17 protein-coding genes are annotated in these 19295 nt (G+C 52.2%); 5 read left to right on the top strand and 12 right to left on the bottom strand.

From position 1 onward, the window contains the following. Position 1: 1 nt before the first annotated feature. The 5 genes from ftsB to cysD form a co-directional block, all read right to left on the bottom strand. Entirely contained in the window at positions 2–319 is a 318-nt protein-coding gene (ftsB, locus tag KP80_RS03220; protein ID WP_052282141.1) for a cell division protein FtsB, read from the bottom strand. 161 nt (positions 320–480) lie between these two features. Next, positions 481–807 carry a DUF3561 family protein gene (locus tag KP80_RS03215; protein WP_052282140.1) on the bottom strand — a complete coding sequence of 109 codons (327 nt, stop codon included), beginning with the start codon at positions 805–807 and terminating at the stop codon, positions 481–483. 43 nt (positions 808–850) lie between these two features. Beyond that, positions 851–1456, bottom strand: coding sequence for an adenylyl-sulfate kinase (cysC, locus tag KP80_RS03210; protein ID WP_052282139.1), 606 nt, complete (start codon positions 1454–1456; stop codon positions 851–853). Beyond that, positions 1456–2883, bottom strand: a complete 1428-nt coding sequence (gene cysN, locus KP80_RS03205; RefSeq protein WP_052282138.1) for a sulfate adenylyltransferase subunit CysN — start codon at positions 2881–2883, stop codon at positions 1456–1458. Before cysN ends, cysC begins: the two co-directional genes overlap by 1 nt. A gap of 9 nt (positions 2884–2892) precedes the next feature. Continuing rightward, positions 2893–3801, bottom strand: a complete 909-nt coding sequence (cysD, locus tag KP80_RS03200) for a sulfate adenylyltransferase subunit CysD (protein WP_052282137.1) — start codon at positions 3799–3801, stop codon at positions 2893–2895. 328 nt (positions 3802–4129) lie between these two features. Between cysD and KP80_RS03195 the strand changes: the two genes are divergently transcribed. After that, on the top strand, positions 4130–5176 hold the full coding sequence (locus tag KP80_RS03195) for an aminopeptidase (protein ID WP_052282136.1): 1047 nt from the start codon (positions 4130–4132) through the stop codon (positions 5174–5176). A gap of 67 nt (positions 5177–5243) precedes the next feature. Here the strand turns inward: KP80_RS03195 and KP80_RS22170 are convergent, their stop codons facing one another. From KP80_RS22170 to cysJ, 4 genes are all read right to left on the bottom strand, one after another. Next, a complete protein-coding gene (locus tag KP80_RS22170) occupies positions 5244–5396 on the bottom strand; it encodes a Hok/Gef family protein (RefSeq protein WP_015964762.1) in 153 nt (50 codons plus the stop codon). A gap of 278 nt (positions 5397–5674) precedes the next feature. Further along, positions 5675–6409, bottom strand: coding sequence for a phosphoadenosine phosphosulfate reductase (gene cysH, locus KP80_RS03190; protein WP_052282135.1), 735 nt, complete (start codon positions 6407–6409; stop codon positions 5675–5677). A gap of 60 nt (positions 6410–6469) precedes the next feature. Continuing rightward, on the bottom strand, positions 6470–8182 hold the full coding sequence (gene cysI, locus KP80_RS03185) for an assimilatory sulfite reductase (NADPH) hemoprotein subunit (RefSeq protein WP_052282134.1): 1713 nt from the start codon (positions 8180–8182) through the stop codon (positions 6470–6472). Then, a complete protein-coding gene (gene cysJ / locus KP80_RS03180) occupies positions 8182–9984 on the bottom strand; it encodes an NADPH-dependent assimilatory sulfite reductase flavoprotein subunit (protein ID WP_052282133.1) in 1803 nt (600 codons plus the stop codon). The genes cysI and cysJ overlap by 1 nt, the downstream gene beginning before the upstream one ends. A 428-nt stretch (positions 9985–10412) precedes the next feature. Here cysJ and queD point away from each other — a divergent pair, with 428 nt between their 5' ends. Continuing rightward, entirely contained in the window at positions 10413–10778 is a 366-nt protein-coding gene (queD, locus tag KP80_RS03175) for a 6-carboxytetrahydropterin synthase QueD (RefSeq protein ID WP_197276136.1), read from the top strand. Positions 10779–10942: 164 nt separating this feature from the next. Further along, on the top strand, positions 10943–12184 hold the full coding sequence (agp, locus tag KP80_RS03170; protein WP_052282132.1) for a bifunctional glucose-1-phosphatase/inositol phosphatase: 1242 nt from the start codon (positions 10943–10945) through the stop codon (positions 12182–12184). A gap of 94 nt (positions 12185–12278) precedes the next feature. On the opposite strand, the gene queE is transcribed toward agp, so the two are convergent. Continuing rightward, positions 12279–12950, bottom strand: coding sequence for a 7-carboxy-7-deazaguanine synthase QueE (gene queE / locus KP80_RS03165; protein WP_052282220.1), 672 nt, complete (start codon positions 12948–12950; stop codon positions 12279–12281). A gap of 306 nt (positions 12951–13256) precedes the next feature. Between queE and KP80_RS03160 the strand changes: the two genes are divergently transcribed. Both KP80_RS03160 and KP80_RS03155 read left to right on the top strand, forming a co-directional pair. Continuing rightward, positions 13257–14594, top strand: a complete 1338-nt coding sequence (locus tag KP80_RS03160) for a gluconate:H+ symporter (RefSeq protein ID WP_052282131.1) — start codon at positions 13257–13259, stop codon at positions 14592–14594. A 329-nt stretch (positions 14595–14923) separates the two neighbouring features. Next, positions 14924–16033 (top strand): SDR family oxidoreductase, encoded by a 1110-nt coding sequence (locus KP80_RS03155; protein WP_052282130.1) that lies wholly within the window; start codon positions 14924–14926, stop codon positions 16031–16033. 51 nt (positions 16034–16084) lie between these two features. Here the strand turns inward: KP80_RS03155 and eno are convergent, their stop codons facing one another. Next, positions 16085–17383 carry a phosphopyruvate hydratase gene (eno, locus tag KP80_RS03150; RefSeq protein WP_052282129.1) on the bottom strand — a complete coding sequence of 433 codons (1299 nt, stop codon included), beginning with the start codon at positions 17381–17383 and terminating at the stop codon, positions 16085–16087. A 79-nt stretch (positions 17384–17462) separates the two neighbouring features. Beyond that, positions 17463–19100: a glutamine hydrolyzing CTP synthase gene (gene pyrG / locus KP80_RS03145; protein ID WP_052282128.1), complete on the bottom strand. Its 1638-nt coding sequence runs from the start codon at positions 19098–19100 to the stop codon at positions 17463–17465. Between the last annotated feature and the right edge of the window lie 195 nt (positions 19101–19295).

The raw sequence follows: 19295 nt of genomic DNA, 5'->3' as shown, positions 1-19295 counted from the left end.
ATTATCGATTAGTTTGCGTTTGCCCCGCGCTCTGGTTGCGTCTGGACGCATCCGGCACCAGACGATAAAACGTTTCGCCCGGGCGGGTCATACTCAGTTCATTACGAGCACGTTCTTCGATAGCTTCTTGCCCGCCGTTGAGGTCATCAATTTCGGCGAAAAGCTGATCGTTGCGCGCTTTTAATTTTGCGTTGGTTGCCTGTTGTACAGACACATCGTCGTTGACCCGGCTGAAGTCATGAAGACCATTTTTGCCGAACCATAAGGAATATTGTAGCCAGACCAGCAAAGCCAGTAATAGCAGCGTTAATTTACCCATCCTGCCCCCTGAAAAACGGCACTATCATCCCATAACTTGCCGTCATACTCCACTCCGGCCGCAGGTGATACTGCATATCGCCGGGAATGTACCACATTTCACGTGTGTACAGGCATGTCTTGTGGCAGTCAATCAAGCGGATGACACCTAATGCAATCGCACTAACTCATAATCCACAGAAATAACAAACCGCACAGTACGGCGACCGTCGCCAGAGTTGTCACAATGGTGTAACCCAGCTTACCTTTTACCAGCGAGTGAAAGGCAACACCGATAACGACCGCGACAGGCATCAGCGCCAGGAAGAAAGGCCACGTGTACAGAAAGAAGAATAGCGTGTTATTGCCATAGTGCAGATAGGGGATACCCAGCGCCATTAACCACGCGACAAAGCCGACAAAAGCCCCTGACAGAGACCAGGTGGTCTCGTCATAAGCGGGGGCCAGTGACTCGGTGTGGGTCACGTTGAGGTTCTGAGTATTACGCATAAATAATCCTGTTAGGCCGACGTCAACCAACGCCGGCACCTTTTCAGGATCTGATAATATCGCTCTGCCTCAGCAGATCTAATAATTGCGCAACCAAATTTGTTACTAATTGTTCACCATCCAGATGAATAGCAGGCTGCTCTGGAGATTCATATACTGAATCAATCCCGGTGAAATTACGCAGTTCGCCGGCACGCGCTTTTTTATATAACCCTTTCGGATCGCGCGCTTCACAGGTCGCCAATGATGTATCGACAAAAACTTCAAAGAAGCGATCGTCCCCCACCCGCTCACGCACCATCTGGCGCTCTGCGCGATGCGGCGAAATAAACGCGGTCAACACCACCAGTCCGGCATCAACCATCAGCTTTGCGACTTCACCGACACGGCGGATATTCTCTTTACGATCGCCGTCGGTAAAACCAAGATCGCTGCACAGACCGTGGCGCACGTTATCACCATCAAGCAGGTAGGTGCTTACGCCCAGCTCATGCAGCGCCTCTTCCAGTGCGCCCGCGACGGTTGATTTCCCCGAGCCCGAAAGCCCGGTAAACCACAATACAACTCCACGATGACCGTGGAGTTGTTCGCGCTGCTGCGAAGTGACAGGATGGGCGTGCCAGACGACGTTTTCGTCATGCTGAGCCATTATTTTCCTCCCAGCAGATCGCGTGCGCCCCAGTGCGGGAAGTGCTTGCGTACCAGCGCGTTAAGTTCCAGCTCAAAAGCGCTAAACTCGGACGCCACGCCAGCTTCCTCGGTATTTGGTTCACGAACCATCCCTGCACCCACGGTGACATTGCTTAAGCGATCGATAAAGATCAAACCGCCGGTCACCGGGTTTTCCTGATATTTGTCGAGCACCAGCGGCTCGTCAAAAGTGAGATCCACCAGACCAATGCCGTTGAGCGGCAGTGCGTCAACCTCACGCTGAGTCAGGTTGTTGATATCCACCTGATACTGAATACCGTCAACGCGAGCGCGGGTTTTCTTGCCTGCAACTTTGATGTCGTAGCTCTGTCCCGCAGCCAGCGGTTGCTCGGCCATCCACACCACGTCAACGGAAGCACGCTGCACCGAAGGCAACGCGTCCTGCGCATCCAGCAGCAGGTCACCGCGACTAATGTCAATTTCATCTTTAAGCACCAGCGTCACCGCTTCACCGGCAGCGGCTTCCTGCAGATCGCCATCAAAGGTCACAATACGCGCCACGCTGGACTCAACGCCCGACGGCAGCACTTTAATTCGTTGCCCCACCTTCACACTGCCGGAGGCAATCGTGCCGGAGAAGCCGCGGAAATCGAGGTTTGGACGGTTCACATACTGCACCGGGAAGCGCATTGGCTGAGTTTCAACCGTGCGACGAATCTCAACAGTTTCCAGCACTTCCAGCAGCGTTGGACCGCTGTACCAGGGAATGTTCGCACTCTGGCTAGCCACGTTATCGCCTTCCAGCGCCGAAAGCGGCACAAAGCGAATATCGAGATTACCCGGCAGTTGCTCAGCAAAGGTCAGATACTCTTCACGGATGCTATTGAAGGTCTCTTCGCTATAGCCAACGAGATCCATTTTGTTGATCGCCACCACCAGGTGTTTGACGCCCAGTAGCGTCGAAATGAAGCTGTGACGACGGGTCTGATCCAGCACGCCTTTACGCGCATCGATAAGCAGGATCGCCAGATCGCAGGTGGAAGCGCCGGTCGCCATATTACGGGTGTACTGTTCGTGCCCCGGGGTGTCGGCGATGATAAATTTACGCTTCTCGGTGGAGAAATAACGGTAGGCCACGTCGATAGTGATGCCCTGCTCGCGCTCGGCCTGCAAACCATCCACCAGCAATGCCAGATCGAGTTTCTCACCCTGGGTACCGTGGCGTTTGCTGTCGTTATGCAGCGATGACAGCTGATCTTCATAAATCTGGCGAGTGTCGTGCAGCAGGCGGCCAATCAGCGTACTTTTGCCGTCATCCACGCTGCCGCAGGTCAGAAAGCGCAGCAGGCTTTTATGCTGCTGGGCGTGCAGGTACGCTTCAACCCCGCCTTCATCGGCGATTTGTTGTGCAATAGTGGTATTCATGGCGGCTCCTTAGAAATAACCCTGACGTTTTTTAAGCTCCATGGAGCCAGCCTGGTCGCGGTCAATCATGCGCCCCTGACGTTCACTGGTGGTCGAGACCAGCATCTCTTCAATAATTTCCGGCAGCGTCTGCGCTTCAGATTCAACTGCACCGGTCAGCGGCCAGCATCCCAGGGTACGGAAACGCACCATCCGTTTTTTGATAACTTCACCAGGCTGCAGATCAATTCGGTCATCATCAATCATCATCAACATGCCATCACGCTCCAGTACCGGGCGTTCTGCGGCCAGATACAGCGGAACGATCTCAATATTTTCCAGGTAGATGTACTGCCAGATATCCAGTTCGGTCCAGTTGGACAACGGGAAGACGCGGATGCTTTCGCCTTTGTTAATCTGGCCGTTATAGTTATGCCACAGCTCCGGGCGCTGGTTTTTCGGATCCCAGCGGTGGAAACGGTCACGGAAAGAGTAAATACGCTCTTTCGCACGTGATTTCTCTTCATCGCGGCGTGCACCACCGAAAGCCGCGTCAAAACCGTATTTGTTCAGCGCCTGCTTCAGCCCTTCGGTTTTCATGATATCGGTATGCTTCGCGCTACCGTGGACAAACGGGTTAATTCCCATCGCCACCCCTTCCGGGTTTTTATGCACCAGCAGCTCACAGCCGTAAGCTTTGGCCGTACGGTCACGGAATTCGTACATCTCGCGGAATTTCCAGCCGGTATCCACGTGCAGCAGCGGGAACGGCAATGTGCCTGGATAAAACGCCTTGCGCGCCAGATGCAGCATCACGCTGGAATCTTTGCCGATGGAGTACATCATCACCGGATTGGAGAATTCGGCGGCCACCTCACGGATGATATGGATGCTTTCCGCCTCCAGTTGCCGCAGGTGAGTAAGTCGTTTTTGGTCCATAACCATTCCTTAAGCCTGATTCATCGCATGTCTGTTGTGTGTTGGGATTTGCTAGCGTCGTCAGCACGTTGGGTTTGTTGTGGCGGGCGTGATGCTACAACTCGCTAACAATCAGCAATAGAGGGACTATAGGGGGAGGCTAAGACCAAATGAAATTACGAAAAGGAATGAGTTGTTACTGAAAGGAATAACGGCATAGAAAAGCAAATATCAAAAAGTGCTTAACACGCTATTTTTCCGGCATTTAAGAGCATTTGAAATTGTGTAATGAAAACCACGGTTTCATACTAGGGGCGTCTATTTTTTTGCTCTGTTGTAAGGATTATCTATGTTCTCCGCACTGCGCCACTGCATAGCAGCCCTGGCGCTCGGCGTATGTATGACTCTCCCGGCACACGCGGCCACCACCTCGCTGGGATCTATCGCCAATACTCAGGCTCGTTATATCGCCACCTATTTCCCCGGACGCATCACCGGTACGCCAGCTGAAATGCTTTCTGCTGACTATATCCGCCAACAGTTTGCCCAAATGGGCTATCAAAGTGATATCCGCACCTTCAGCAGTCGCTACATTTACACCAGCAAAGACAATCGTAAAAACTGGCATAATATTACTGGCAGCACCGTTATCGCGGCGCATGAAGGTAAGTCCAGCCAGCAAATTATCGTCATGGCGCATCTTGATACCTACGCCCCGCGTAGCGACAGTGATGTTGAAAAAAATCTCGGCGGACTGACTCTTCAGGGCATCGATGATAACGCGATGGGCCTCGGCGTCATGCTGGAACTGGCCGAGCGTTTTAAAAATATTCCTACCGAATACGGCATCCGCTTTATCGCCACCAGCGGTGAAGAAGAAGGAAAACTCGGCGCTGAAAATTTATTAAAGCGCATGAGCAGCGGCGAGAAGAAAAATACGCTGCTGGTCATTAACCTCGACAATCTGGTCGTCGGTGACAAAATCTATTTTAACAGCGGTGTAAAAACGCCGGCCTCAGTGCGTAAGCTCACCCGCGATCGGGCGCTGGCTATCGCCCACAGTCGAGGCGTCGTCGCCGCGACAAATCCTGGACTTAACCCCCAGTATCCACAGGGTACCGGCTGCTGTAACGATGCAGAAGTCTTTGATAAAGCGGGGATCCCCGTGCTTTCCGTTGAAGCGACTAATTGGTCGCTGGGCAAAAAAGACGGGTTCCAGCAGCGGGCAAAAAACGCCAGCTTCCCGGACGGCACCAGCTGGCATAGCGCTCACCTCGATAACCAGCAATATCTTGATAAAGCGCTGCCGGGACGAATTGAGCGCCGTAGCCGCGAGGTAGTTCGAGTGATGATGCCGCTGATGAAAGAGCTGGCAAAAGCCCAAAAACGCAGCTAGTCAGTAAGATGGGTGCTGAGGATAAAGCTAAACAGCCAATACGCGGGGATGTCTCCCCGCGTTGTTGCTACTTCTTCGGTTCGTAAGCGAGAATAGCCTTAAACTCCATACCCCGCTCCCGGATACTCAATTCGCACAGCGAATCGCGCACCATCAGCGTGAATCCTAATGCCGTTATGCACAGCACGATGATCGCCACCAGGGCGTACTTTGTCAGCATATCTTGCCTCCCTGCAAAGAAGAGGCTAACATTTGAACTGTCGGGTTCATACGCTGGCCTCAGGTTGATAGAAATATCGCCTGGGGCTTTCGTCTTTCTGGAACCCTGCAAATGCCCAAAGCCCAAAAAGCCTCAAGCACCCGGCGAGATTCTATAATCTAAACGCATGCGCTGACGCGACGTTTAGCCATATCTGGAAGCATGCTCGCACGGTAACTCACGGGTAAAAAAATGCCCCCGGCGATTAAGCCGGAGGCCTTAATTTCTGCGACGCGATATTAGCCTTCGTGAAGACCACACTCGCGTTTAAGCCCAAAGAAACGAGTCTCTTCTTCCGCCATACCCGGCTCCCATTTACGAGTGGTATGCGTATCGCCGACCGACAGGTAGCCCTGGTCCCACAGCGGATGGTATTTCAAACCGTGTTTTTGCAGGTACTGATAAACCGTCCGATTGTCCCAGTCGATGATTGGCAGCACTTTAAACACCCCGCGCTGGATAGCCAGCACCGGTAGCGTCGCGCGGCTCCCCGACTGTTCACGACGAAGTCCAGCAAACCAGGTTTGCGCATTCAACTCTTCTAGCGCGCGATTCATTGGCTCAACCTTGTTGATGTCATTGTATTTCTCAATACCATCAACGCCCTGCTCCCACAGTTTGCCGTAGCGCGCCTCCTGCCAGGCCGCACTCTCTTTCGCGCGGTAAACCTGCAGGTTGAGTTTGAGTTTGTCCGCTAACTCGTCAATAAACTGATAGGTCTCCGGGAACAGATAGCCGGTATCGGTCAGAATCACCGGAATATCCGGGCGAACCTGGTTCACCAGATGCAAACTGACCGCTGCCTGGATGCCAAAGCTGGAAGAGAGAACATATTCACCGGGCAGATTTTCCAGCGCCCAGGCAACACGCTCTTCGGCAGTCAGCTTTTCCAGCTGGGCGTTGGTTTCCGCCAGCGCCAGCACGCGGTCAACTTTCGGCAGTTCGTTTAGCGCGTTTAGATCGAGTTTGGACATAGGTTCCTCACAGTTTGCGTTGCCGGGTGGCGCAATGATGCCCCCACCCGGCCATTCAGGTTATTCCCAGAAATCACGCGCCGGATCGAGCACCGGGCGAATGATGCCCGCACGCACCGTAAAGTCGCCGAAGCCTTCACCCGCTTCACGCTCTTTCGCCCAGCGCCCAACCAATTCATCAATCGAGCCAAGGATTTCCGACTCGGTGATATTTTCACGATACATACGCGGAATACGCGACCCGCTGCGATTCCCCCCGAGATGCAGGTTGTAACGGCCCGGCGCTTTCCCCACCAGACCAATTTCCGCCAGCATCGCACGGCCGCAGCCGTTCGGGCAGCCGGTCACACGCATGACGATATGCTCATCAGGAATACCGTGTTTCTCCAGCACGGCTTCCACTTTATCGGTGAATGACGGCAGGAAACGTTCGGCTTCTGCCATCGCCAGCGGGCAGGTAGGGAACGACACGCAGGCCATCGAGTTTTCACGCTGCGGTTTCACCGCATTCATGAGCCCATGGTCACGCGCCAGCTTCTCGATTGCCGCTTTCTGACTTTCCGGAACGCTAGCGATGATCAGATTCTGGTTGGCGGTAATGCGGAAATCACCTTTGTGGATCCTGGCGATTTCAAGCAGGCCTGTTTTCAGCGGACGGCCCGGATAATCCAGGATACGGCCGTTTTCAATGAACAGCGTCAGGTGCCAGTTTTTGTCGATTCCTTTCACCCAACCAATACGATCACCACGACTGGTGAATTCGTACGGACGAATTGGCTCGAATGTGATCCCTGCGCGGCGCTCTACTTCGGCTTTGAAGGTGTCGACGCCGACGCGCTCAAGGGTGTATTTGGTTTTCGCATTTTTACGATCGGTACGGTTGCCCCAATCACGCTGAGTGGTCACTACCGCTTCAGCCACCGCCAGGGTGTGTTCCAGCGGCAGGAAGCCGAATTCACTCGCCGTACGGGCATAAGTTTTCTTGTTGCCGTGCTCAATAGATAAGCCGCCACCCACCAACAGGTTAAAGCCTACCAGTTTGCCGTTTTCAGCAATCGCCACGAAGTTCATGTCGTTGGCGTGCAGATCGATATCGTTCTGCGGCGGGATGACGACCGTGGTTTTAAACTTACGCGGCAGATAGGTCGCGCCGAGGATCGGCTCTTCGTCAGTGGTCGCCACTTTCTTCTGATCGAGCCAGATCTCTGCATAAGCGCGGGTACGCGGCAGCAAGTGTTCTGAGATCTTCTTCGCCCACTCGTACGCTTCAGCATGCAGCTGCGACTCGTACGGGTTGGAAGTACAAAGCACGTTTCGGTTCATGTCGTTGGCCGTCGCCAGCGCATCAAGGCCGACCGAGTGCAGCATCTGGTGCACCGGCTTGACGTTCTTTTTCAGAATGCCGTGGAACTGGAAGGTCTGACGGTTAGTCAGACGAATACTGCCGTAGATGGTGTTATCGGCAGCAAATTTATCGATTGCTTTCCACTGGGTCGGCGTGATCACTCCACCCGGCAGGCGGCAACGCAGCAGCATCGCATGACGCGGCTCCAGCTTCTGCGCGGCGCGTTCTGCGCGGATATCGCGATCATCCTGCTGGTACATACCGTGAAAACGGATAAGCAAGAAGTTGTCGCCGTGGAAGCCGCCGGTCAAGCCATCGTTAAGATCTTCCGCAATGGTGCCGCGCAGGAAGTTACTCTCACGCTTCATGCGCTCGGCGTCAGTCAGTTTGCCTTCGACCACTAAAGGCCCTGGGTATTTTTCGCTCATTAGTAGACATCTCGCTGATAACGGCGCTCAACGCGCAGCTCACTTAAAAATTCATCCGCCGCTTCGATGTCCATAGCACCGAATTCAGCAATCACTTCCAGCAATACCTGCTCAACGTCTTTCGCCATGCGATTGGCGTCGCCGCAGACATAAATATGGGCACCATCATTGATCCAGCGCCACAGCTCTGCGCCCTGTTCGCGCAGTTTGTCTTGTACGTAGACTTTTTCTTTTTGATCGCGAGACCAGGCCATATCAATACGGCTCAGCACGCCTTCTTTTACGTAACGCTGCCATTCAACCTGATAGAGGAAATCTTCGGTGAAGTGCGGGTTACCGAAGAACAACCAGTTTTTACCTTCTGCGCCATCGGCCGCACGTTGTTGCATAAAGGCGCGGAATGGCGCAATACCGGTACCAGGCCCAATCATAATGACCGGCGTTTGCGGGTTAACAGGCAGACGGAAGTTGTCGTTATGCTCGATAAACACGCGCACTTCGCCCTCTTCTTCCACGCGGTCTGCAAGGAAGCTGGAGGCACCGCCCGCACGGGCACGGCCTTCGATATCATAGCGAACCACGCCCACGGTGACGTGCACCTCACTCTCCACTTCAGCTTGTGCTGAAGCGATAGAGTACAGGCGCGGCGTGAGTGGTCGCAGCAGGCCAATTAACGCTTCGGCATCGAGCTGCGCCGGAGAGAAACGCACCATATCGACGATGGGCGTCGTTGCCGCATACTGCTGCAGCTGCGCCTTATCGCCCACCAGCGGCAGCAGAGATTCACTACGGGTCAGCGTGGCATAGTTTTCCACGATATTGGCAGTGTTGACCGTCAGTTCGAAATGCCACTGCAGCGCTTCCGCGAGCGGCAGCGTTTTACCATCAACCGTGACGGTTTCATCACCTTTCAGCCACAGCAACTCAACCATTTCTTTAACCAGCTCAGGATCGTTCTGATACCACACGCCCAGCGCGTCGCCCGGCTGATAACGCAGACCGGAATCACCCAAATCGATTTCAATATGGCGAACATCTTTTTCTGAGTCGCGGCCGGTAATTTTCTGGTTGACCGACAGTGCAGCGGTTAATGGCGCTTCTTTGGTATACGGGCTGCTATGAATGTCATTCACCGCTCCGCTTGCCGCTGCGGCTACAGATGTCGCGGCTGGCGCACGGGCTTTCAGGACATCAACCAGACGCGCACGCCATTCGGCTGCCGCCGGCTGGAATTCCACATCAGCATCCACGCGGTCAAGCAGGCGCTCACCACCCAACTCAGCCAGCTTGCTGTCGAAGTCTTTACCAGCCTGGCAGAAGAATTCATATGAGGTATCGCCAAGACCCAGTACGGCAAAAGCAGTACCGTCAAGCTTCGGTGCTTTTTTCGAGAACAGGAATTTATGCAGCGCGACCGCTTCTTCTGGCGCTTCCCCTTCCCCCTGTGTGGAAGCCACGATGACCAGCAGTTTTTCTGACGCGATTTGTTTGAATTTATAATCCCCGGCGTTGACCAGGTTCACGTTCAGTTTTGCTGCCAGCAGGTCATCACGCAGCGCTTCCGCCACCCGACGAGCATTGCCCGTTTGCGAGGCGGAAATAAGCGTAATGGCCGGCGTCTCAACCTCAGCAGGCGCGGGCGTTAATGCCGCTGCGCCCGGTTGCTGGTTAAGCACGCCCCAAAAATAGCCGGAAACCCAGGCAAGCTGGGTCGGTGTTAAATCAGTGGTTGCCGCCTGGAGGCGAGCCAGCTGTTCCGTATTGAGCGGAAGCAAAGCTGAAGGGGGAGACTGTGTTGTCATGCGTTGTTATGTTCCAGTAGCAAAGCGGTTTTCTAAACAAGAAAAACGAAACCCTAAATTATTCGGATTGCAGAAAAGCGGCGAAGGAAAGAATCCCCGGCAGCGTACAAAAGTACGTGACTGGGGTGAACGAACGCGGCCAACACATCTGCAATCTGAAGAATGACGGATAAACTGAATGTAAGGTTAACGACGACGATAATAACAATTAAAGAAGGGATAGAAATATCAAATAACCAAATGGACTAACCTGTTTTCCTGGTAGTTTATAACGATAAAACAGGTTGAATAACTAATTGATATAAATTAAAAATAATTATTCACACGAGTGATTTTTATACTCATTGCCTATTTGGCCGTTTTAGTTAATGCAGAAAAATGTGCTTTCCGGTACTATGCGGCGTTTTTTTCCGCAAGACTGAGAGTTCATGATGTCCACTACACTGTTTAAAGATTTCACCTTCGAAGCCGCCCACCACCTGCCGCACGTACCGGAAGGACACAAGTGCGGGCGCCTGCACGGGCACTCGTTCATGGTGCGTCTTGAGATTACCGGTGAAGTTGATCCGCATACCGGCTGGATCATGGATTTCGCCGAACTGAAGGCGGCGTTCAAGCCGACCTACGATCGTCTGGATCACTACTATCTAAACGATATTCCGGGCCTCGAGAATCCGACCAGCGAAGTGCTTTCTCGTTGGATCTGGGAACAGGTTAAACCGGTTGTGCCGCTGCTGAGCGCGGTGATGATAAAAGAGACCTGCACCGCTGGCTGCGTCTATCGCGGCGAATAATTTCGCCCGCACGCGGGGAGCCCATTCGTGACTCCCCCTCCCCTTTCTGAATTTCGCTATCACATTCATTTATCTAATTTTTCATTATGCGGCACGTGACCCGGAAAAAGGCTGAAGTTGTGCCAGACTCATTGGGTTGGTCAATATATAATGAGGAAATAGGGATGAAGAAAACGTTTCTTGCCGCGGTACTGCCCGCACTGTTTTTCGTTTCTGGCGTATCTCAGGCACAGACACCACCGGACGGCTACCAGCTCCAGCAGGTTCTCATGATGAGTCGTCATAACCTCCGTGCACCGCTAGCCACCAACGGCAGCGTACTTCAACAGTCCACGCCGAAAAGCTGGCCTGAATGGGAGGTTCCTGGCGGCCAGTTGACCACCAAAGGCGGCGTGCTGGAAGTCTATATGGGCCACTATATGCGCGAATGGTTGGCTCAACAGGGGTTAGTCACCAGTGGCGAATGCCCTGCCCCCGAAACGGTTTACACCTACGCCAATAGTCTGCAGCGCACCGTTGCCACCGCCCAGTTCTTTATTACCGGCGCCTTCCCGGGCTGCGATATCGTCGTTCATCACCAGGATAAAATGGGCACCATGGACCCGACGTTTAACCCGGTGATCACCGATGAATCCGCCACTTTCCGTGATAAAGCAGTCCAGGCGATGGAAAAAGAACGACATAGCCTGAAGCTTGATGAGAGCTATAAGCTGCTGTCGCAGATGACTGATTATCAGAACTCACCGGCCTGCAAAGAAAAGCAGGCGTGCTCATTGAGCGATGCGAAGGATACTTTTAGCGCCAACTATCAAAAAGAGCCTGGTGTGAAAGGGCCACTGGCCATCGGCAACTCGTTGGTTGATGCTTTTACGCTGCAATATTATGAAGGGTTCCCGCTCGACCAGGTGGCATGGGGCGAAATCAAAACCGACCAGCAGTGGCGTGTGTTGTCGCAGCTGAAAAACGGTTATCAGGATAGCCTGTTTACCTCTGCCGAAGTCGCACGCAATGTGGCAAAACCGCTGGTGAAATATATCGATAACGCGTTGGTCACCGATGCCGCGAAGACGCCAAAAATCACCGTATTGGTAGGGCATGACTCCAATATCGCGTCAATGCTGAAAGCATTAGATTTCGATGCTTATACCCTGCCGGGGCAGTATGAACGCACGCCGATTGGCGGGAAAATTGTGTTCCAGCGCTGGCACGATACGAAAGACAATCGTGAATTGATGAAAATTGAATACGTTTATCAAAGCACGGAGCAGCTGCGCAACGCCGATAAACTGACGCTGGAGACCCCGCCGCAGCGCGTCACGTTGGCCCTGAAAGGCTGTCCGGTTGATGCCAACGGCTTCTGCCCAATGGACACGTTCGCGAAAGTGATGAATGATGCCGCGAAGTAGCGTTTGATTGAGATGATTCCCGAAGTCGGCGCAATCCGCCGGCTTCGGGCGACGATTCGGTCAGTCAGACCAAATGCGTTGAGCGATGCCGAAATCAGGCGATATTTAGGTACTTGTGCGTCTGCATCGACAGCCGCCAGTTGCGCACAATACAGGTTTCAATGCACAGGCGTGTCGCATCCTCTTTCTGACTGATTGGCTGCAGCGCAATAATGCGCGGCTTATCATCAGCAAGCGTTTCCAGCAGTTCGTCTAGTGCTTCAATATCACGTACGCGCCCCACCGGGTGTTTGATTTCATCGGCGCGGACCAGCGCCTGTGACAGCACATCATAGCCACCGCGCATATTGACCTTCGGCGACACGGTTACCCAAGTATTATGGCTGCAGCGCACTTCATGGGTGCCGCTGGTTTCAATCTGGCAGCTGTAGCCATTTTGCTCCAGCAGTTCCGTCAGCGGGGTTAAATCGTGAATACATGGCTCACCGCCGGTGATCACCACATGCCGTGCGGTCCAGCCCTGACGGCCAATGATCGCCAGCAGATCTTCGCTGCTCGCAGCGCCCCATTTGTCGCTCTCTTTGGTTTTCGCCAGGATACTGAACAGTGACACTTCCCGATCGCTAAGCTTTTCCCAGGTATGTTTGGTATCACACCAGGCACAGCCTACCGGGCATCCCTGTAGACGAATAAAAATGGCGGGGACGCCGGTAAAATAGCCTTCACCCTGCAGGGTCTGGAACATTTCGTTAATCGGGTACTGCATCATCGACTCTTCAGTAGTAGTAAACCGTTATTATTGCATACTTCGCGCCAACTATCCCCCGCACTTCTTGCGCAACTTTCGGCACTCCCTTATATCACGCTCTTGATAACACAGCGCTCGCGGCGATGTTCTGTGATGGAAGCGTTTTTTTTCATGAAAAGTAACATTTTAATTACACAAACTTTTGCAGCTTTTCACTGTTCAGCAAGTTCAGACGTCAATCAAATTGGTATGACACATTTGCAAATGTAATATCCACGACCGGATACATATCATACCAATTATAATTTTTGACAAGGAAAAAGGATGAACGCGTTCGCTGAAGCTCTGCCGGTGATCTGGGTCGCCCTGGGCGTTGTACTGCTACTTATTCTCAATATGAAGTTTAAAATCAATGGCATGCTTGCACTGCTGCTCGCCGCTATTTTTGTCGGCGTCTGTGAAGGGCTGCCGCTGGAGGCCATCGGCAAATCCATTGAAACAGGTATCGGCAGCACCCTGGGCCATTTAGCGCTGATTATTCTGTTCGGCGCCATTTTGGGCAAACTGATGGTTGATTCCGGCGCTGCACAGCGCGTTTCCTCCACGCTGCTACAAACCTTTGGTCCGAAAAAGGTGCAGTGGGCCATTATGGTCATTGGCCTGATTTTCGGTCTCGCCATGTTTTATGAGGTCGCATTCCTGATCCTGGCCCCTCTGGTTATTAGTATCGCCCGCGAGGCAAAAATTCCGTTCCTGAAGCTAGGCATCACCATGGTCGCGGCTGCCACCACTGCGCACAGTTTATTCCCGCCACAGCCGGGCCCCACTGCGCTGGTTGCGGCGTTCCATGCGGATATGGGCATGGTCTATATCTATGGCATTATTGTCGCCATTCCCACGGTCATCTGCTCCGGTATTCTGCTGCCTAAACTGCTGGGTAATCTGGATCGCCCCGTTCCACAGCTGCTGGAATCACAAAAGGTGTTTAGGGATGATGAAATGCCGTCCTTCGCTACCAGCCTGCTGGTACCGCTAATCCCGGCTATCATTATTACCGGTGTGACCGTTATTAAGCTGTTTATTCCCGCAACGACCAGCATGACGTCATTCCTCAATTTTATCGGCAGTGCGCAGGTTAGTATGCTGATAGCCGTCCTGGTGGCACTGTACGCGTTCGGTACCGCACGCGGCAGATCCATGACCGAGGTGATGAGTTCCTACTCTACAGCCATTGAGAAAGTGGCACTGGTGGTCTTTATCATCGGTGCGGGCGGCGCGTTCAAGCAAATAATTATGGATACAGGGGTGGGTGATTACATTGCCGATATGATGCGAACCTCTTCGGTTTCGCCCCTCATCATGGCGTGGTTTATTACCGTACTGTTACGTCTGGCAACCGGTGCAGGCACCGTCTCTGCGATCACCGCGGCTGGGATCGTCGGCCCGATGATCACCACCTTTAACGTTGATCCTGCTCTGATGGTGCTGGCAACTGCGTCAGGCAGCAACACGCTGACTCACGTTAATGATGCCGCATTCTGGTTGTTTAAAGAGTATTTTGGGCTATCGATTAAAGACACCTTTAAAACCTGGGGTCTTTTAGAATTAACTAACTCCGTTGTCGGTCTATTGATTGTTTTATTACTCAATTTAATCATCTAAACCAATATAATTTCCTCACCTCCTCTAACCCGTAGTTTTTGGCTACGGGTTATCTATTTTAAACATTCTAAATCCTCATATTTGGTGTAACAAAAAATGTTTATTTTTACAGTTAGGAAATAATAATTAAGAATGTAAATTCATTTTAAAACAACACCTTATTTTTTTATTGAATCTTTTTAAATCATTAACTGTCGAATAAAATCCATATAATCACCGAACCTTAAAATTGTCTTAAGATGCCCTTTCACCCCGCTACTAGTTATTTAATCGCCGTTTACTTTTCTCATCCTAGAATCCGAAAAACCAACCATGATGAGAAAATACTCATGAACACATTATTAATCACAGGCGTTACCGGTTTTCTGGGCGGAGCGGCGCTGGAAGCTATCTTTAACAGCCAGCAGCACTTTACCCTACTGCTATTAGTGCGTGCGCAGGACGTGGAGGCGGGCCTGGAGCGAGTTAGGGAAAACATGCGGAAATTCAACGTCAGTGAACGTGAATTGGCACAATTAAGCGTGGAGAATATCCTGCTCGGTGACCTGGCCGCGCCTGAAGGCTTTCTTGACGACCCGCGGCTAGAGCAGACCACCCATGTGCTGAATTGCGCGGCGGTCGCCTCATTTGGTAATAATCCACTCATCTGGAAAGTGAATGTGGAAGGCACACTGCTGTTTGCTCAACGTATGTCGCAGGTTAAGGGGCTTCAGCGTTTTTTACATGTCGGGACCGCCATGTCATGCTCACCGCAGCCAGATACTCTGGTAGCGGAAAACGCAGAACTACGTGAACGCGCAGAGCATCTGGTTGAATACACCCATTCCAAATCGACCATTGAGCAACTGATGCGAGAGCGCTGCCCATCACTCCCGTTGGTGATTGCCCGCCCTTCTATTGTGGTCGGACACACCCATCACGGCTGCCAGCCTTCCAGCAGTATTTTTTGGGTGTTCAGCATGGGGCTGATGCTGCAAAAATTTATGTGTTCCATGGAAGACCGAATCGATGTTATTCCGGTGGATTACTGTGCCAGCGCGCTGCTCATGCTACTTAACGCACCAATGGCTCAGGGAGAAGTCGTCCATATTTCGGCCGGAGAAGAAAACAGCGTCAGATTTGGCGATATTGATAACGCCATGGCAGCTGCACTAGAGCAAGCGCCGGTTGGTGATAAATATGCGCAGGTGGGTTATGAAACGCTGGTGAAGATGCGTCGTGAGTTAAAAACCATTTTCGGCCCCTGCAATGAACGCCTGATGCTCAAAGCCATGCGTCTGTACGGGGCTTTTGCCACTCTCAACGTCCGCTTCAGCAATGATAAGCTGCTGAGCATGGGAATGCCGAAACCGCCCCGCTTTACCGACTATATTGGGCGCTGCGTGCAGACCACTCGCGGACTGTCGATCCCTCAGCAGATGGCTGTCGATTTTAAATAAAAAAAATGCCAGCCCAAGGGCTGGCATTTTCAAATCAAAGAAAGCTTAGGCTTATGCCTGGCCTTTGATCTCTTTACGACCGTTGTATGGCGCGTGTTCACCCAGAGCTTCTTCGATACGAATCAGCTGGTTGTATTTAGCAACACGGTCAGAACGGCTCATAGAACCAGTTTTGATCTGGCCTGCAGCGGTACCAACAGCCAGGTCAGCAATGGTAGCGTCTTCAGTTTCGCCAGAACGGTGAGAGATGACAGCGGTGTAGCCAGCGTCTTTCGCCATTTTGATCGCAGCCAGAGTTTCGGTCAGGGAACCGATCTGGTTGAATTTGATCAGGATGGAGTTAACGATGCCTTTTTCGATGCCTTCTTTCAGGATCTTGGTGTTGGTTACGAACAGATCGTCACCAACCAGCTGGATTTTGTCGCCCAGTACTTTGGTCTGGTATGCGAAACCATCCCAGTCAGATTCGTCCAGGCCATCTTCGATGGAGACGATTGGGTACTGTTTGGTCAGGTCTTCCAGGAAGTGAGTGAATTCTTCGGAGGTGAATGCTTTGTTGCCTTCACCAGCCAGAACGTATTTACCGTCTTTGTAGAATTCAGATGCTGCACAGTCCATCGCCAGAGTGATGTCGGTGCCCAGGGTGTAGCCAGCAGCTTTAACAGCTTCAGCGATAACAGCCAGAGCTTCAGCGTTAGAACCCAGGTTTGGCGCGTAGCCACCTTCGTCACCAACTGCAGTGTTCATACCTTTAGCTTTCAGAACTTTAGCCAGGTTGTGGAACACTTCGGAACCCATACGTACGGCTTCTTTCAGGGATTTAGCGCCAACTGGCTGAATCATAAATTCCTGGATGTCGACGTTGTTGTCAGCGTGCTCACCACCGTTGATGATGTTCATCATCGGAACCGGCATGGAGTATTTGCCTGGAGTGCCGTTCAGTTCAGCAATGTGCGCATACAGTGGCAGGCCTTTGGCAGCAGCTGCTGCTTTGGCGTTAGCCAGGGACACAGCCAGAATGGCGTTAGCACCGAAGTTGGATTTATTTTCAGTACCGTCCAGATCGATCATGATCTTGTCGATGCCAGCCTGATCTTTAGCATCTTTACCCAGCAGAGCCTGAGCGATTGGGCCATTTACTGCGCCAACTGCTTTCAGTACGCCTTTACCCATGAAACGGGATTTGTCACCATCGCGCAGTTCCAGTGCTTCACGGGAACCAGTAGAAGCACCTGATGGGGCTGCTGCCATACCGACGAAACCACCTTCCAGGTGAACTTCTGCTTCAACAGTCGGGTTACCACGGGAGTCGATGATTTCACGACCGATGATTTTAACGATTTTGGACATTAGGTTTTCCTCAGTACAAGTTAAACTAAAACTCCAGACAAACAACGCCCCTCGTGGGGCGCTGCCGTTCTAACTTTTCTTACTTCGCTTGACGCTTCTGGTACTCGCCTGCGGCTTTCACAAAGCCTGCAAACAGCGGGTGTCCATCACGCGGCGTGGAAGTAAACTCCGGATGGAACTGACAAGCAACGAACCACGGGTGATTCGGAACTTCGATGATCTCGACCAACTGATCATCACCGGAACGGCCCGCAACGCGCAGACCTGCAGCTTCAATAGGTTTCAACAACATGTTGTTGACTTCATAGCGGTGACGGTGACGTTCAACAATGGTTGGTTCGCCGTACAGCTGGCGTACCAGGCTGTCATCGCCAAGCTGGCACTGTTGTGCGCCAAGGCGCATTGTGCCACCGAGGTCGCTTTCATCAGAACGAACTTCGACATTGCCTTCTTCATCACGCCATTCAGTAATGAGCGCCACGACCGGGTACTTACAGTCTGGCACAAATTCCGTAGAGTTGGCGTTGTCCATCCCCGCAACGTTGCGCGCGAACTCAATCAGCGCAACCTGCATACCCAAGCAAATACCCAGGTAAGGAATTTTGTTTTCACGCGCATAGCGTGCGGTAGCGATTTTACCTTCAACACCACGGTAGCCGAAGCCACCAGGGATCAGGATAGCATCCAAATCTTTCAGAATTTCGACACCACGCGTTTCCACATCCTGCGAGTCAATCAGCTTGATGTTAACGGTCACGCGGTTTTTCAAACCACCGTGTTTCAGCGCTTCAATCACTGACTTGTAGGCATCTGGCAGCTCAATATACTTGCCAACCATACCAATCGTGACTTCACCTGCCGGGTTAGCTTCTTCGTAGATAACCTGTTCCCATTCGGCCAGGTTAGCTTCCGGGCAGTTCAAGCTGAATCGTTTACAAATATAATCGTCAAGGCCCTGAGATTTCAACAGGCCTGGAATTTTATAAATGGAATCGACATCTTTCATCGAAATAACGGCTTTTTCTGGCACGTTACAGAACAATGCAATTTTTGCACGTTCGTTAGCCGGAATCGCACGATCGGAACGGCACACCAGAATGTCAGGCTGAATACCGATAGACAGCAGTTCTTTTACAGAGTGCTGAGTCGGTTTGGTTTTAACTTCACCCGCTGCCGCCAGATAAGGAACCAGGGTCAGATGCATGAACAGCGCGTGTTCACGACCAATATCTACCGCCAGTTGGCGAATCGCTTCAAGGAACGGTAAGGATTCGATATCACCAACGGTACCGCCGATTTCAACCAGCACTACGTCGTGACCTTCGCCACCCGCCAGCACGCGCTCTTTGATCGCGTTGGTGATGTGTGGAATAACCTGCACGGTTGCACCCAGGTAGTCGCCACGGCGCTCTTTGCGCAGGACTTCTGAGTAAATACGACCGGTAGTGAAGTTATTGCGGCGAGTCATTTTAGTGCGGATGAAGCGCTCATAGTGACCCAGGTCCAGGTCGGTTTCAGCGCCGTCTTCAGTAACGAACACTTCCCCGTGTTGGATCGGGCTCATGGTGCCAGGATCGACGTTGATATACGGATCCAGTTTCATCATGGTGACGTTAAGGCCACGGGCTTCAAGAATGGCTGCCAGGGATGCTGCGGCAATGCCTTTACCCAGAGAGGATACGACCCCGCCGGTCACAAAAATATAGTTCGTTGTCATGCTGGACCTGAGAAGTTAGGGTGAAACGATGGAATAACCAAGACGGGAAAGTAGTATACCCGAACATGGCGAGCGCCACAAACTTTCATTCTCGCTCCTCAATCGCCGCAGAAACAAACATGGGGAGTGAGAAAATAGCCCCTTTTGGGTAAATGTTTTTGACGCAAATCAAGCGCTTGTCATTTAAGATTTCGC

The sequence above is a fragment of the Kluyvera genomosp. 1 genome, from assembly GCF_001266615.1.
GTDB classification, from domain to species: Bacteria; Pseudomonadota; Gammaproteobacteria; order Enterobacterales; family Enterobacteriaceae; genus Kluyvera; species Kluyvera cryocrescens_A.
The sequence above is the reverse complement of the archived record's forward strand: the minus strand, read 5'-3'. Positions and strand labels throughout refer to the sequence as shown.